Raw genomic sequence first — 15,431 nt, 5'->3', positions numbered from 1 at the left:
TGGTTGTATCACAACGATTCTCTCGGTTTAAGTCAGTTGCTGTAATTACCTTTGTCCCATACTTTTGGATTGATACAATAAATGATGTTGAGAATGTTCCATTAAGGTTGGGAATAACAGTAGCAATTGTTATGTGCGTTCCAAAGTCTATTTGGACAAGGGAGCCTGAGCCATAGCCGTTGCCAATTATTGTTATCCTATTTCCGACATAGCCTTTTAACGGCGTGCTAAAGATGATGTCTGGAGTAATGGTAAAGCTCCCAATGGCAAAGGTTGTGCTGGTTGGTATGCCATAAGCTGTAATCTGGGTTGTCCCACCCTGTTGGGTATTTACAAGGAATGTTGTTGAGAATGAACCGCTCGGGCTTGCAATGGTGGTTGTAATGGTTTCCTTTGTTCCAAAGTGGATATAAACTGTCTCAGATGCAGCATATCCTGATCCGGTTAATGTAATCGCATCACCAACCTTGGCTGATTGGGGAGCAACAAAAACCCTCTCGGGGATGATCATAAAGGTTGTGGTGGATAACTCACCACTAGAATCATCTTTCGCGGTGATTACAGTTGTTCCAAAGGGTTGGGTATTGATAAGAAATGAGGTTGAGAATGTGCCATTTGAGCTTGTCTTGTTAAAGTTGCCTTCAACAACACCTGATGTTCCAAAGAAAATGCTTACATCTTTTTCAGGAGGACTACCACCATACGAATACCCACTTCCCATTACAGTAACCCTGGTTATCCCAGGCTGTCCTGATAAGGGGGTAATAAAGTATATCCTTGCTTTAATCTGGAAGGTATCAGGAATAACCCCTATCTCACCACTGGTAAGCCCAGTTGCGGTTACTGTCTTTAAATTAGTATATGGTTGGGTATCCACAAGAAATGTTGCCGAGAATGTCCCATTCTCGCTGGTTATGGTTGTGGTTATGGTATAGGATGTGCCAAAGTCAATTTGTATTGTCTCTGTTCCTGTCCAGGAGCCATAGCCTGTGCCTTGAACGGTAACCACAGAAACACCAACCTGGCCAGATGATGGATATACTGAGACAAGCCTTGCCCTTACAGTAAATGCTATGGTTGCATTTTCATAGAACTCGGGCAATAAAGCCCTTGCGGTAATTGCCTTTGAGCCATAGGTCTGGGTTGAAACCAAAAATGTTATAGAAAATGTCCCATTTTCGCCTGATGGGTTTCCTGTTGTAATTGTCTTGTGTGTTCCAAAGTCAAGGTAAATAGTTGTCCCTGAGGTTCCATATCCGGTTCCTAAAACTGTAACCTCCTCTCCCACTTTTGCTTGAGCTGGAGAGATAAGGATTATCCTTCCTATTATCTTAAACGCAATCGTAGAGGCAGAAGATTCATTATCAGAAGCAGTTATTTGCTTTGAGCCAAAAACTTGGGTTGAGACAATAAATGTGGTAGAGAATGTTCCATTTAGATTTGCTGTTGTGGTTGTTATGGTATAATGCGTTCCAAAATCAATCCTTACCTCGCCATTATATCCTTCTCCAGTAACGGTTACAACACTTCCCACATAGCCTGTAGGTGGACTTACCAGGGTTATCCCTCCCTTGATGACAAATGTTGTGGTAGCAATGCCTCCCTCATAGGTTGTATTATTTGTCCTTGAGGTAATTACTGTGTTTCCCGCTGGCTGGTTATTAACAACAAATGTTGCTGAGAATGTCCCGTTTGCATTCCCTTTTGTGGTGGCAATGGTCTTTGCATTTCCAAAGTCAATGTAGACATAATTGGTAGTGCCTGTCCAGGAGCCATAGCCACAACACATCACGGTTACCACATTACCTACCAAACCACTTGCCGGGCTTAAGAGATAGATTCTTCCCTTTATGATAAATGATGTTGTTCCATAATGTAATGGATTGCCCCAAGACTGTCTTACAGTAATATCTGTTGTCCCTGCCTTCTGGGTTGAGACGGTAAATGTCCTTGAAAATGTTCCATTGTTATTATTCATTGTGGTCGTTGTTATTGTTATGTGTGTTCCAAAGTCAATGTAAATAATGGTATTTTGCGTGCCATACCCACTTCCCATAATGGTTACTGGAGAGCCTACTGTATTACTCGCTGGGCTTCTATAATAAATATAAGGCAGGATAAAGAAGGTTGAGGTGGCAATACCTGTGTCCTCCGTATTGTATGCCGTAATTACCTTTGTGCTGTAACTCTGGGTAGAGACGATAAATGTTATTGAAAATGTTCCATAACCTGCTACATCAAATCCTGAGTCGGTATTAAATAATGTCCCAAAATCAAAATATATGCGACCTGGGTTATACCCCCTTCCCTCCACGAATACACGGGTTCCCACAATCCCTGAGGAAGGGCTTACCATGGTAATATCCGAGATAATCTTAAATACCGATGTTGCCCATTCATTTGCTTCCTGGCCACTTGCGGTTATTGCTTTAGAACCATAGGTCTGGGTTGAGACAATAAAGGTGGTTGAAAATGTGCCATTGCCATATGTAACTATCCCGGCTGCGATTGTCTGATGAGAGCCAAAGTCAATCCTTATTATCTCATTTTGTGTCCCATAGCCTGTCCCTTGGACAGTTACAACCCTTCCTACAAACCAGAAGCTCGGGGAAACCATAATAATCTTTGGGGTGATAAAGAAGGTTGAGGTCAAATCTGGTATCTCTCCACCTGGCTGAGATGCTGTAATTACCTTTGTCCCATAGGTTTGGGTAGATACAATAAATGTTGCTGCTATTGTTCCTCCATTGGCTGGAAGGCTTGGAGTTGCCGTTGTAATTGTCAAATGCGTTCCAAAGTGGATATAAACTGTATCTGTAGAAGGATAGCCATCCACCTCTACCGTAACTACCCTACCAACTGGCCCAGAGCCTGGGATAACATTCTTAATTGCTCCGGTTACATTAAAACTACCGCTCTCAGTATAGGGATACGGCAATGTCATCCCTGTACTATAATCAACTGCGGTAATTGTCTTCGTTCCCATTGTAACGCCCGACACTACAAACGATTGGGCACCCCCAGCATTAAACTCTCCATTGTCAATAGTATCATAACTTACTTTAAAATTTCCATTAAAATAAATGTCGATTCTATGTGCTCCTCCTCCATGAGACCAACCCGAACCCTTAACCGTAACTGGGGTATCTGGTGGACCAGAACTTGGATAAATATATATCTGGGCACGCATGGTAAAGGCTTCTATTGATGTTTCTACATTATTATCCCAATCCCTTACCGTGATTGTCTTTGAGCTATAGGGCTGGGTGTTTATAAGAAATGTTGTGCTAAATGTTCCATTAAGACCTCCAATAACTGTGGTTATGGTATAGGATGTTCCAAAATGGATTACAATGGTTGAGCTTGAGCCATATCCTGTCCCTTCAACCGTCAATGGATAGCCAACCCTTTCAAATTGCGGGGTAACTAAAGTAATATTCAGAATAATCTTGAATATATCAGTTGTCCTTATCTGATTGGATACATTGCCAAATACAGTGATTGTTTTTGTCCCATATTCTTGGGTTGAAACAATAAAGGTTATGGAAAATGTGCCATTGAGGTTATCAATTGTCTTTGTGGTTATGGTATAATTTGTTCCAAAGTCAATCCTTATGGTCTCAGTTGTGGTTCCATACCCATCTCCAATTACGGTTACAATAGAGCCAACCACCCCACTTGTAGGCCAAACCCTTGTAATCCTTCCCACCAATGTAAATGCGGTGGTAATAAAATCAAGGGAATCCGTATCCCTTGCCGTAATTGTCTTTGAACCCCAACACTGGGTGTCTACCAGAAATGTGGTTGAAAATGTGCCATTTGAAGCTTCTGAGGCTGATGGTTGTGCTATGGTGTAGCTTGTTCCAAAGTCTATATAAACATTTCCATTATATCCCCTTCCCTCAACTGTTACAATCCCTGTTACAGTGCCTCTTGATGGAGTAATCTTTGTTATATTTCCCTGTATATTAAACCCTGATGTTGCATAGTCAGAAAGGGTCTGGTATGCAGTTATAACCCTTGTATTTCCCAGTTGGGTATTAACAATGAAGGTTGTTGAAAATGTGCCATTAGCGTTTGCCCTTGTTGATGTTATGGTTTGCTTTGTTCCAAAGTCAATGCGAACAAGTGTTCCAGAGCCATAGCCATTACCTATAACTGTAACGCCACTTTCAACCCTGCCAGAAGGTGGATTTACCAAAATGAGCTTTGGAAGAATCTTAAAGATTGTAGTGGCAGAATGACCACTTCCATCTAATGCAGTTATTATTATTGTTCCATATTGCTGGGTGTTGACAATAAATGTTGTTGAGAATGTGCCGTTTAGTATATTGGAAGCAGGGATTGATGTTATTGTCTGTTGTGTTCCAAAGTGTATTGTAACTGTGCCAGAATACCCATAACCTCCCTCAATTGTTACAATATCCCCAACATAACCTGATGCTGGAGTAAGAGAATATATCCTCTCGCTTATAGTAAATTGTGTTGTTGCTATGCCTCCATTTATATCCAATGCTGTTCGGCTAGTAATTACTGATGTTGCTGATGTCTGAGTATTTACAACAAATGTTGTTGAGAATGTGCCATTTGGTCCACCATAGCCTGTTGCAATTGTCTTTGTTGTTCCAAAATCAATGTAGACATAGGTAGAAGAAGCATAACCAGAGGCTTTAATTGTTACAATTGTTCCAATGCCGCCACCTGTTGGATTTAAGAAATAGATTTTTCCTCTTATTATAAATGTTGTTGTATCCTGTCTCAAAGCACCACTAAGGGTCTCCCTTACTGTAATTGTTGTTGACCCTGCTGGCTGGGTATTTACAAGAAAGCTCGTTGAGAATGTGCCATTGGCATTTACCTTAATTGTTGCAATTGTATAATTTGTTCCAAAGTCAACAAAGACATATTGACCTGTGGTATATGAACCATAACCATTGCCGATTAGGGTGATGTATGTTCCCACACTTGCTGAGCCTGGGTTTAATGAAATTATATCGGGCTGAATATTGTAATATCCCAAGCCAGAGTAAGCTGTGCTTGTCCCTCCTACACCCTTTGCCGTGATTATTGTTGTTCCACCTGGCTGGGTATCAACCTGAAAGCTCGTAGAAAATGTCCCATTCCCGGTTGCAATTTTTGTGGTTATGGTCGGATTTGTGCCAAATGAAATATGGATTTCCTCTCCTGCTCCATAACCTGCACCCGATACAACAACCCAATCTCCCACCTTTCCCGATTGTGGGCTTATTGAAAGGGGCTGGGGGATGATAACAAAGATTGTGGTAGCGTTCTTGCCACTATAATCATCCTTTGCTGTGATTACAGTTGAGCCAAAGGGTTGGGTATTGATAAGAAATGAGGTTGAGAATGTGCCATTTGAGCTTGTCTTGTTAAGGCCGCCTGCAACAACAATATCTGATGTTCCAAACCAAATAGATACCTCTTTATCTGGCGCACTATACCCACTTCCCATTACAGTTATCCTTACCCCCGGAGCTCCTGATAATGGCGTAAGAAAATATATCCCTGCCTTTATTTTAAATGTAGTTGTATTTTGTTGGCTACTTATAAGCCCTTTTACAGTTATTACCTTCTCGCTTGCACTATAAGGCTGGGTTGAGGCAGCAAAGGTTATGGAAAATGTCCCATTGGGAACCGCCGAGGCTGTGGTTATTGTAGGATGCGTGCCAAAGTCAATTTGGATTGTCTCAGAGCCATAGCCTGCACCGGTTATGGTAATAAATGTTCCCACCGGCCCGCTTTCCGGCTCCCTCGTTATCTTTGTAGTGATGATAAATGTAGTGGTATCAAGGCCAGCCTCTGTATCCCTTGCTGTAATTACCGTTGTTCCATAGACTTGGGAATTTACCAGAAATGTTACAGAGAATGTCCCATTTTCATTCTCTGGTGCAGTTGTGATTGTCTGGGTTTTCCCAAAGTCAATGGTAACTGTTCCCTTAAATCCAGTTCCCTCAAGGGTTATCGCAGAATCCACAGTGCCTGAAGCAGGAAATAGCAAGGAAATCTTTCTTTGGATAGTAAATATAGAGGTTGCCCATAAAGATGTATTCTCACCCAAATCCCTTGCTGTAACTACCTTTGTCCCTCCAGTTTGGGTATTGACAAAGAAGGTTACCGAGAATGTGCCATTTATGCTTGCGGTTGTTGTGGTGATTGTCTGCTTTGTGCCAAAGTCAATTTGGACTGTCCCCGTCCCATAGCCATTGCCAATCACCGTAACCGTGCTTCCTACTGTGCCTAATTGTGGATTGACGGTAATGATTTTGGAAGTGATGACAAAGGTGGAGGTGGCTAAAATATCTGTCGTATAATAATGACGACCCGTAATTACAGTTGTTCCTCCCGGCTGGGTATTAACTTTAAATGCTTTAGAAAAAGTCCCTGCATCGCTAGAATCAAAATTAACCCCCGGCCCCGGGTATAAACTTATGGGTAAAGAGGTTCCAAATCCAATTTGGGTAAGTGTCCCTGCCATATATCCTGTCCCTTCCACTGTTACTACTGTTCCAACAATCCCTGAGGGTGGAGAAACAAGGCTTATCTTTGGTCTTATAAAGAAAAGACTTGTTGCAAAATTTTCTAATGGCCCGTATGCGGTAATTACCCTTGTATCATAGGGCTGGGTATCTACAATAAATGATGTTGAGAATGTGCCATCAAGATTATCAGAAAGCGTGGTTGTTATTGTCTGGGTCTTTCCAAAGTCAATCCTTATGGTTGTATTTGTCCCATAACCACATCCAGTTACCGTTACAAAAGAGCCAACCACACCAGAGGAGGGAAAGACCAGGGTTATCTTTCCCACAATAGTAAATGCACTTGTCATTACATCCCAACTTGATAAGCCTGTATTATCTATATCGCTCATCGTGATTGTTTTTAAGCCATAGGATTGGGTATCCACAATAAAGGTTATAGTAAAGGTTGCAGAATCACTAAATACCTTTGTAGCTATGGTATAGCTTGTCCCAAAGTGAACGGTAATCGTCCCATCATAGCCCCATCCCTCAACAGTAACCTCAGAGCCTACCTTCCCGCTTGCTGGATATACCCTGGCAATCTTTCCCTGAACATTAAATGTAGAGGTTGCAAAAAGAAGGGTTGGCTTCTCAAGGTCTCTGGCGGTTATTACCCTTGTATTCCCGGGTTGAGTATTTACAATAAAGGTTGTTGAAAATGTCCCATTTGGCCCTGGAAATCCTGTGGCAATCGTCTGCGAGGTTCCAAATGCAATGGTTACTGTCCCATCTTTGCTATACCCATTTCCAATCACCGTAATTACATCCCCATACTTTCCCGACAAAGGAACAACCGTAATGATTTGGGAGAGAATGACAAAGGTGGAGGTGGCTAAAATATCTGTCGTATAATAATGACGACCCGTAATTACAGTTGTTCCTCCCGGCTGGGTATTAACTTTAAATGCTTTAGAAAAAGTCCCTGCATCGCTAGAATTAAAATTTATCCCACTGGGGTATAAACCTATGGGTAAAGAAATTCCAAATCCAATTTGGGTAAGTGTACCTGCCATATATCCTGTCCCTTCCACAGTTACTAGTGTCCCAATAATCCCTGAGACTGGAGAAACAAGGCTTATCTTTGATCTTATCCAGAATAGGGTTGTATCCTCATTCCCCGAAGGTCCAGTTACGGTAATCACCTTAGTATCATAAGGTTGAGTATTCACCAGGAAGGTTGTTGAAAATGTCCCATTTGCATTATTAAGCACAACTGTGGTTATAGTTTCCTGACTTCCAAAGCCTATCTTTATTACCGGCATAGTAGTATCCGTTCCAAATCCATTCCCTTCTATGGTTATCGTAGAGCCAACCACATCTGAAGCCGGGGTTCTAATGGTTATCCTTCCAGTGATTCTAAAGGGTGTTGTTTCAGCATATCTTACTATAGCCCCATCCAGCCACCTGGCAGTGATTGCCTTTGTTCCATAGGATTGTGTGCTTACCATAAATGTTATAGTAAATGTCCCACCATAAGCCGCAATCGTGGTTGTTATTGTCTGATGCGTTCCAAAATCAATGGTAACCATCCCACTATAACCCCTTCCTATAACTGTCACAATTGAGGAAACCGTCCCTCTATCTGGAGAGACATTAAGAATTTCAGGCAGAACATAAAAAACATTTGTTGCACGAGGGGTTCCCTCTAAAGACCAACCGCTTGCCGTGATAACATTAGACCCCCCTGGCTGGGTATCTACAATAAATGTTGCAGAGAATGTACCATTTGCATTATCAATGACTACGCTTGTAATGCTTTGGGTTATTCCAAAATGTATTGTAACCATCCCTGTCTCTGTCCCAGGAAAGCCATTGCCCATAATGGTTATCGTTGTCCCAAATGTCCCTTCGGGTGGTGCCCTAAAATATATCTTACTGGTTAAGAAAAATGTGGTTGTACTTATAATTAAAGCATTATTAATATCCCTTGCCGTAATTACCTTTGTCCCAAAGGTCTGGGTATCTACAAAAAATGTTATAGAAAATGTCCCGTTTTGATTTGGCACTGCCGTAGTTATAGCTTGGTGTGTTCCAAAGCCAATAGTTACTGTGCCTGTTTGTGTCCCAAACCCATTGCCCATAATGGTTACCAGCTCTCCTACGGGTCCTGATTGGGGATAGCAATAATAGAGGTTGGGAAGGATAAAGAAGGTTGTGGTGGCAGGAGCTTCTGTAACCGCAGGATTTACTACTCTTGCAGTAATTATTTTTGTTCCATAAGATTGAGTGCTAACAATGAAATTTGCTGTAAAAGCTCCATTGCCTCCATCGCTTCCTACCTGGGTAATAGTTTGATGGGTTCCAAAATCAATAGCTACATCATAGCCATGATTTGTTGGGTCTGTTACTGTCCCTCTTATCTCTACATTAATTCCCACACTTCCCGACCCGGGCTCTCTATACCAAATCTGAACAACCCCCTCTGCCTCCCTCGCCCAAAACACCGACGAAAGCACAAAAAGGCAGACCCCACCTGCTAGAACCGCAAGCCTCTTTCCTATACTACCTGCCTCCATTATGCTACCTTCTCCTTAATCTTCTTCATTTTATCAATCCCTTTATAATATCTGCAACAACTGGGTTCATAAGGGTAAGGGCAAGAAACATAAGGATTATTAAGAAATTCATCTTTGTATCCAAGCTTTTAATCTTTGCTTCAAGCTCTATTCTAACCACATTTATCCTTTCCTCAAATACCTTCATCTCCGCAACAAATACATCCTTTGTTATAAACTCCTTTCTTATGGCATCAAGCAACTCATCCTTTGTTGTTCTCCATGTATGCTCTATTTCATCTTGAATTACAGCCTCAAATGACCTCACAACCCTCTTTGCATCCTCTTTCCCGAAGCTTTTTTCAAATGTCTCATAAACCTCTAATGGTAATGCTACTGCCATCTAATACCTCCCTATTTTTGCCTTAAATCCACTAAACTCAAGGTTTTCTTCATTCTTTTCCATCCTTATTTCAAAAATTTAAAAAAGTCAATGGTTGTCATAATATTACCTCTACATCATCGGGAATTCTCCCTGTATATAATAAGGCTTTATCTCCCTTAAAGTTTTTTAAGCTTCTCTGAACCTCTATCCATTTTTTGCTATGAAAGATTACCTCTCCTCTTTTAATCTTTGCTTCAGAAATTACAGGTTTGGAAAGAAGGATCCATTCATCTTTGTAATTTTCTTTTATCTTCTCTATTTCCATCTCATCACCTTATTTTACCACCATTGATTTTATGATTTCTATAAACTGCCTCATTGTAGTTTCCTGGGGCAACATAATAAATTGCATCGCCACTGGTTGCAGCACTAATTGCCGCCGCAATTGTCCCATACTGGCTTGGCACATACCAATCCGCTGCTCTTGCCTCTTGGGTTAAAAAACTCAGCCCAAATACCACTAAAGCTAAAAGCTTCTTCATTTTTACCTCATTTTAAACCTCATCCTAACTTTACCATTACCTCCCTATGCCTTTCTTCTGCCCGCATATCAATTCTATCAAGAATATTTCCCAACTCTTTTCCAAGCTTTGTTAGGGCTTTATCAATAAATTCTTGCATATTTCTATTCTCAGAAGCAATAAATTCACGCATATTTTTATTTTCATCTGCAATAAATTTCTCCAGAAATTCCCGCATATTTTTATTCTCAGAAGTAATAAGTTCACGGGTAACCTTTCCATTCTGCTTTGCATATACGGCAAAGAAAATACCTAAGATAGAAGCCAATGTCCCTGCTCCGGTAACAAACAATCCCAATATCTGTAAGTATGACATTATGCTACCCTCCTCTCCATTCTTTCTAAAACAAGCATTGTATCACTATGAGTCCTTTCTATATATTTTATTGTCTCGCTATGGATTTTCTCCATCAATTCCCTTGATTTTTCGGCTTCAGAGACAATAATGTTCTGCGTCTCTTTCTGTGTTTCTCTTATAAGGTTCTGTGTCTCTCTTATAAGGTTCTGTGTCTCTTTTATAAAACTTCCTATATCTTTCACCCCTTCCTTTATATGCCTCCCATTGAAATATGCCGCAATCGCAATAAATGCACCAATAAATGTAGCAAATATAGCACCTTGGGCAATAAGTTGTAACCAGGTCATTGTTCTCTTTCCTCCTTTACCATAAACAGGGACGAAAGCACAAAAAGGCAGACTCCACCTGTTAGAACCGCAAGCCTCTTTCTAATACTACCTGCCTCCATTATGCTACCTTCTCCTTAAGCATCTGCATTCCCTCTTCTAGCCTTAAAACCCTAATTTCTATATTCTCCCACCTTTCCTTATGGATAACTGTCTTATCAAAAAATCCATCTATTCTTTTATTTGTATCACCTATCCATCTATTCATTTCATCCAGCCTTCTTATTACATCCTTTCTTATTTCTTCCACCTTTTCATCTATTTTCTCAATCCTTTCAAGCAATTCAGTTCGTGTATCCTCAATTTTTCCAAGCAATTCAGTTCGTGTATCCTCAATTTTTCCAAGCAATTCAGTTCGTGTATCCTCAATTTTTCCAAGCAATTCAGTTCGTGCATCCTCAATTTTTCCAAGCAATTCAGTTCGTGCATCCTCAATTTTTCCAAGCAATTCTGTCCTTACATCATCTATTCTTTTGTTTGTCTCATCTATCTTTCCAAGCAATTCTGTCCTTACATCATCTATTCTTTTGTTCGTATCATCTATCCTCTGATGGATATAAATAAGCTGTTGCTCAAAGGCAGTCATCCTTTGCTCCATAGCAGACATCCTTCCCGAAAACTCATCCATCCTTCCCTCAAACCTCTCCATCCTTTTTTCAATTCCATCTATTTTTGCAGAAAGCTCACCAAGCTTTGGAATCAAAATATTTGAAACTGCCTCAGTTATATCTTTAACATCCATCCTAAAACTTAACCCCCATTGAAACAATGTGCGAATCACCCAAATTTCCATAGGGTTTAAATAAATAGTCAAATGAATAGGCTAGATGCTTCACTCCAAAGCCAGCGGATATTCCCGAACCCGATGTCTTTCTTGTAGAATAGCCTAATCTTAAATTTAAGACCTTTACAAATTCCTTTTCTATTCCCAAAGAAATATAAGGGTCAGAATCATTGGGAATGGTCAATTCTCCCTTTATCTTTGCCAATAATGGGATATTATAGGATGAAGAAATATTGAAGCTTAAGGGAAGCGAAAATTTATCGTGATCATACTTTATCTTTGTTCCTAGATTCTTTAGGCTTCCTCCGACTTCTAGCCCTGGACAAAGGTTAGCTATTGCACCAAAATCAAGGGCAAAGGCACTTCCCTTTGCAGTATCAATCTTTGAGCTTATTGCCTTAAGAGCGCCGCCAAGCTTTAAGCCAAACATTTCCCTTGCATAGGAAAGCTTTGCACAAAGGTCATAGGCAGACCAGCTTCTTCCTGTCCTTGTTCCCGAATTATCGTATTCATCCATCTCGCCATAGCCAAAATAAATTATCTCTCCACCGATTACGCCGTTCTTTAATGGATAGGATACATTTGCCAACCCCTGCTTAAGGCCACTTACTTCATTTAATGGCATTGAGTACATAAAACCCGCTGACCTTCCTTTATCTACCAAAGATGCGGGATTTTCAAAAAATCCAAAGCCATCTCTTTCCAGCTTAAGAAAAGCCAATCCACTCTCCCCGGCTGTCTTTGCTAAGCAAAAACCAGCTAAAATCAAAAATGCAAATACCATTCTCATCTTGCCATTGCCTCCCTATGCCTTTCTTCTGCCCGTCTATCAATCATATTAATCTTCTTCATTTTATCAATCCCTTTATAATATCAGCCACAACAGGGTTCGTAAAGGTAAGGGCAAGGATTGTAAGGATTATCAAAAAATTCAATTTTCCATTTAGCCCTGTAATCCTTCCCTCTAATCCTCCCTTTACATTCTCTATCTTTACCTCCAATTCTAACCTTAGATTCTCTATCTTTGCCTCCAATTCTAACCTTAGATTCTCTATCTTCGCCTCCAATCCTACCTTTACATTCTCTATCTTTGCCTCAACTGCTTTCATCTCTGCAACAAACACCTGTTTCGTTATAAATTCTTCCCTTATGGCTTTAAGCAACTCATCATTCGTGGTCTTCCATTTATAATCTGTAATATCAAAAATGGTTGCTTCAAAGGATTTTACAACCTTTGTTGCATCTTCCCTACCAAAGCTTCTTTCTAATACCTCATAAACCTCTAACGGTAATGCTACTGGCATCTAAATCCCCCTAAATTCTCTAAAAGAAATCCGCCTAACATCCTTCCATTCTCCCTTGAAATATATTACCAAGAAAATACCTAACATTAAAGCCACTGTTCCTCCTCCTGCAACAATCAGTCCCAACATCTCTAAGTATGACATTATGCTACTTTCTCCTTTGATAATGTATCAATAATTAACTTTGCCTTTTGAAAGCCATCTTTTATCATATCAACACTCACTCCGCTCCTATAATAGCCAAAGATATGAAGATTTTCATAGACAGTACCCATAGCTGCCATCAGCTTTCCATTATGAGGAATCCTTCTTAATGCCTTTTCGCATTCTTTAATCCTTGCTGGAAGCTTGTCAGGGGATGTGCCAGTTGAAAGAAGCCGGCCATCAATTGCAGAAATGGCTGCTAAATATGCCATTCCTGATGCCTCCTTAACATATTTTTCATCCTTGTATCGGTCATACTCAATAGGAGATTTTGATAATGTCTCCTTTGCATTAGCAATATATCTTTTAGCATTGGAAAATGCCTCTTTCTGGTCTTTTGGTTTTAAAAAAGCCTTATGTTTAACATATTTCATTTTCAAAGAAGGATAGATTGGTGATTCAGGCCTTGGACCTAGGGTCTGTTTTTGACAATCTGGAACTAAATCAAGCTCTTCTAAAATAATTTGCCCTATCAATGCCTCGGACCTTGGTGGCCCAACAATGCAATTAGTGGTCATAAACCTTTTACCAATCTTTATGGTAACGCCTTCAGCAACAGGCCTTTCCTCCTTTCTCTCATCTGCATAAGTAACCACTACCTTGCGCAAAATCTCTAAACCAAGCTCCTCTACTACATCTTGAGGAAGGGCAAGCATCACCGCACCTGTATCAACTACTCCCTCCATCTCATAGCTTCTTATCTCATCTTTTCTTATCTTATTTTTAAGATACATATATCTATCTGCAAAATTTTCTAGCCCAACCTTTACCTTTATCTCTCCCATTTTGTCTTAAAAATCTGCCCAAGACTCATCTCTTTAAAATAAAAGAGACTGGTATTTTGCCAGTCTTTAGTTTAATCCCCCTTTTTTCACCTCCCTTTTTTTGGTGTAAAAATTCATCTTTTCTTATTTTATACAACTTTCACCTTTCTCCCCTCCCTTTCTTTCCTGCCTACAAAATCCCTTTTATTATTTATCGGCAAAAAAGAAAAAAAACTTTAGCTTTTTTTTAAATTGCAAATTTATTTTTTAAATTTACTTAAATATACAACATTTTTTACTTTCCTGTCAAGAAAAATTTTTATATCCAAAAAATATCGCATTATTTCTTCTCCTCCCAATAGGTTATTACAACATTATACTTTTCATTCCTTCCTTCAGCGATTACTTATCTCCTCTATTTAGGATAAATCTTAAACTTGCCAAGCTATCTTACAATCCCAAGCTTCCTTATATATTTTTTCTTTCCTTTCTTAAGAATGATAAAATAAACACCGGATGGAAGCTCATTTTCTGGATTATTCCAGATATGTGTTTTTATTTCCTTTATAAGCTCTCCTTTTAGGTTATAGACAAAAGCCTCGTTTATCTCATTGCTAAATACAATCTTATTGTGCCTATCTGCATAATATGGGTTTGGCCAAAAAAGGGGATAGGATGGGGTGTTTGTTTTGCTTCCAAGGATTGCAAAGATTGAAAGGTGGTCAATAAGCCCAAAGACAATATTTCTTATTGTATCAACATTGGAATCCCTTGTAAGATGCCAGCTATTATCCTTAAAGGCATATAGCCTTAATGTCTTTTCATCTATATCCCCCAGGCTTTCCTCTTGATAAGGAATCTCTACCCTAAATGAAAAGGTAAGGCTTCCCTCTATTTTTCCCGAGCTGGTTGAGACCTCAATCCCTATTCCCATTCCAATATTTCCCTCGGGAAGCTCAATTATCCCAGAAAGATTATCGTCTACATCAACATAGTAATCGTTTCCAAATGTTGATGAACCAATCTCTATGGTAATTGTTCCCACGGTGCTTGGTATACCAATCTTATGCTCAGAGGACTCATTGGCAAAGGTTATAAATTGATTGCTTACTCCAGATATTGTTCCTGTAATGGCTATAATTCTATTAAGCCCTTTATTGGGGGATTGTAATATGGTTGCTGTTCCTGTGGTGTATGTTCCATTAAGGCTTAAGCTTCCAAAAATTGTATGGGTATAGTCATCAAGGGTAATATCTGATATTAAGAATAAAGGATTTCCTTGGCTATCCTTTGCATAGAGGGTTATTAAAAATGGCTTATGGGTCAATTGATTTGGAATATCCTCAAACTCAAGGTATGGCAGGGTGGTAGCTATTGTTATGGTTGAAAATAAAGAAAGAAGCCCCTCCTTTGAGTATTCCCTTATAAGATAGGCATCGGATGTAGAAATGGTTGCCGTCCCAGGAGCTCTTGCGATAAAAGATATATTGGCGATTGTTCCTTGACCTGAAACAGGAAGGGTATTTGGCGAGAGGCCTGTGGTTATTTTTATCTCATTAGGATATAATTTCCCATTTTCCGCTACCTTAATAATAGATTAACATAAGACTAAAAAATTCTCAAGTTTTTTGCTTTAAAAACCGATATAAAGAATGTGCAGACTATTTCAGAAGATAAAATTAAGTTTTTTT

The 15,431-nt window shown here is 39.8% G+C and carries 12 protein-coding genes; all 12 read right to left on the bottom strand.

All coding sequences use genetic code 11. From position 1 onward, the window contains the following. Window positions 1-9,055 (bottom strand): hypothetical protein (locus AB1630_04975; protein MEW6103154.1); only part of this gene is annotated, 9,055 nt, incomplete at its 3' end. A 25-nt stretch (window positions 9,056-9,080) separates the two neighbouring features. Continuing rightward, window positions 9,081-9,437: a hypothetical protein gene (locus AB1630_04970; GenBank protein MEW6103153.1), complete on the bottom strand. Its 357-nt coding sequence runs from the start codon at window positions 9,435-9,437 to the stop codon at window positions 9,081-9,083. A 97-nt stretch (window positions 9,438-9,534) separates the two neighbouring features. Further along, window positions 9,535-9,744, bottom strand: coding sequence for a hypothetical protein (locus AB1630_04965; GenBank protein MEW6103152.1), 210 nt, complete (start codon window positions 9,742-9,744; stop codon window positions 9,535-9,537). 4 nt (window positions 9,745-9,748) lie between these two features. Next, on the bottom strand, window positions 9,749-9,961 hold the full coding sequence (locus AB1630_04960; GenBank protein ID MEW6103151.1) for a hypothetical protein: 213 nt from the start codon (window positions 9,959-9,961) through the stop codon (window positions 9,749-9,751). A 19-nt stretch (window positions 9,962-9,980) separates the two neighbouring features. Then, complete coding sequence (locus AB1630_04955) at window positions 9,981-10,316, bottom strand: hypothetical protein (protein MEW6103150.1); 336 nt, start codon at window positions 10,314-10,316, stop codon at window positions 9,981-9,983. Further along, window positions 10,316-10,645 carry a hypothetical protein gene (locus AB1630_04950; protein MEW6103149.1) on the bottom strand — a complete coding sequence of 110 codons (330 nt, stop codon included), beginning with the start codon at window positions 10,643-10,645 and terminating at the stop codon, window positions 10,316-10,318. The genes AB1630_04955 and AB1630_04950 overlap by 1 nt, the downstream gene beginning before the upstream one ends. A gap of 100 nt (window positions 10,646-10,745) precedes the next feature. Next, a complete protein-coding gene (locus tag AB1630_04945) occupies window positions 10,746-11,426 on the bottom strand; it encodes a hypothetical protein (GenBank protein MEW6103148.1) in 681 nt (226 codons plus the stop codon). A 1-nt stretch (window position 11,427) separates the two neighbouring features. After that, on the bottom strand, window positions 11,428-12,258 hold the full coding sequence (locus AB1630_04940) for a PorV/PorQ family protein (GenBank protein MEW6103147.1): 831 nt from the start codon (window positions 12,256-12,258) through the stop codon (window positions 11,428-11,430). 58 nt (window positions 12,259-12,316) lie between these two features. After that, complete coding sequence (locus AB1630_04935; GenBank protein ID MEW6103146.1) at window positions 12,317-12,772, bottom strand: hypothetical protein; 456 nt, start codon at window positions 12,770-12,772, stop codon at window positions 12,317-12,319. Next, complete coding sequence (locus AB1630_04930) at window positions 12,773-12,916, bottom strand: hypothetical protein (GenBank protein ID MEW6103145.1); 144 nt, start codon at window positions 12,914-12,916, stop codon at window positions 12,773-12,775. After that, on the bottom strand, window positions 12,916-13,761 hold the full coding sequence (locus AB1630_04925; protein ID MEW6103144.1) for a DUF5618 family protein: 846 nt from the start codon (window positions 13,759-13,761) through the stop codon (window positions 12,916-12,918). The genes AB1630_04930 and AB1630_04925 overlap by 1 nt, the downstream gene beginning before the upstream one ends. 424 nt (window positions 13,762-14,185) lie before the next feature. Next, complete coding sequence (locus AB1630_04920; GenBank protein ID MEW6103143.1) at window positions 14,186-15,067, bottom strand: T9SS type A sorting domain-containing protein; 882 nt, start codon at window positions 15,065-15,067, stop codon at window positions 14,186-14,188. Window positions 15,068-15,431: the final 364 nt, after the last annotated feature.

This window comes from bacterium, from assembly GCA_040753555.1.
Taxonomy (GTDB): Bacteria; UBA9089; UBA9088; order UBA9088; family UBA9088; genus JBFLYE01.
The sequence above is the reverse complement of the archived record's forward strand: the minus strand, read 5'-3'. Positions and strand labels throughout refer to the sequence as shown.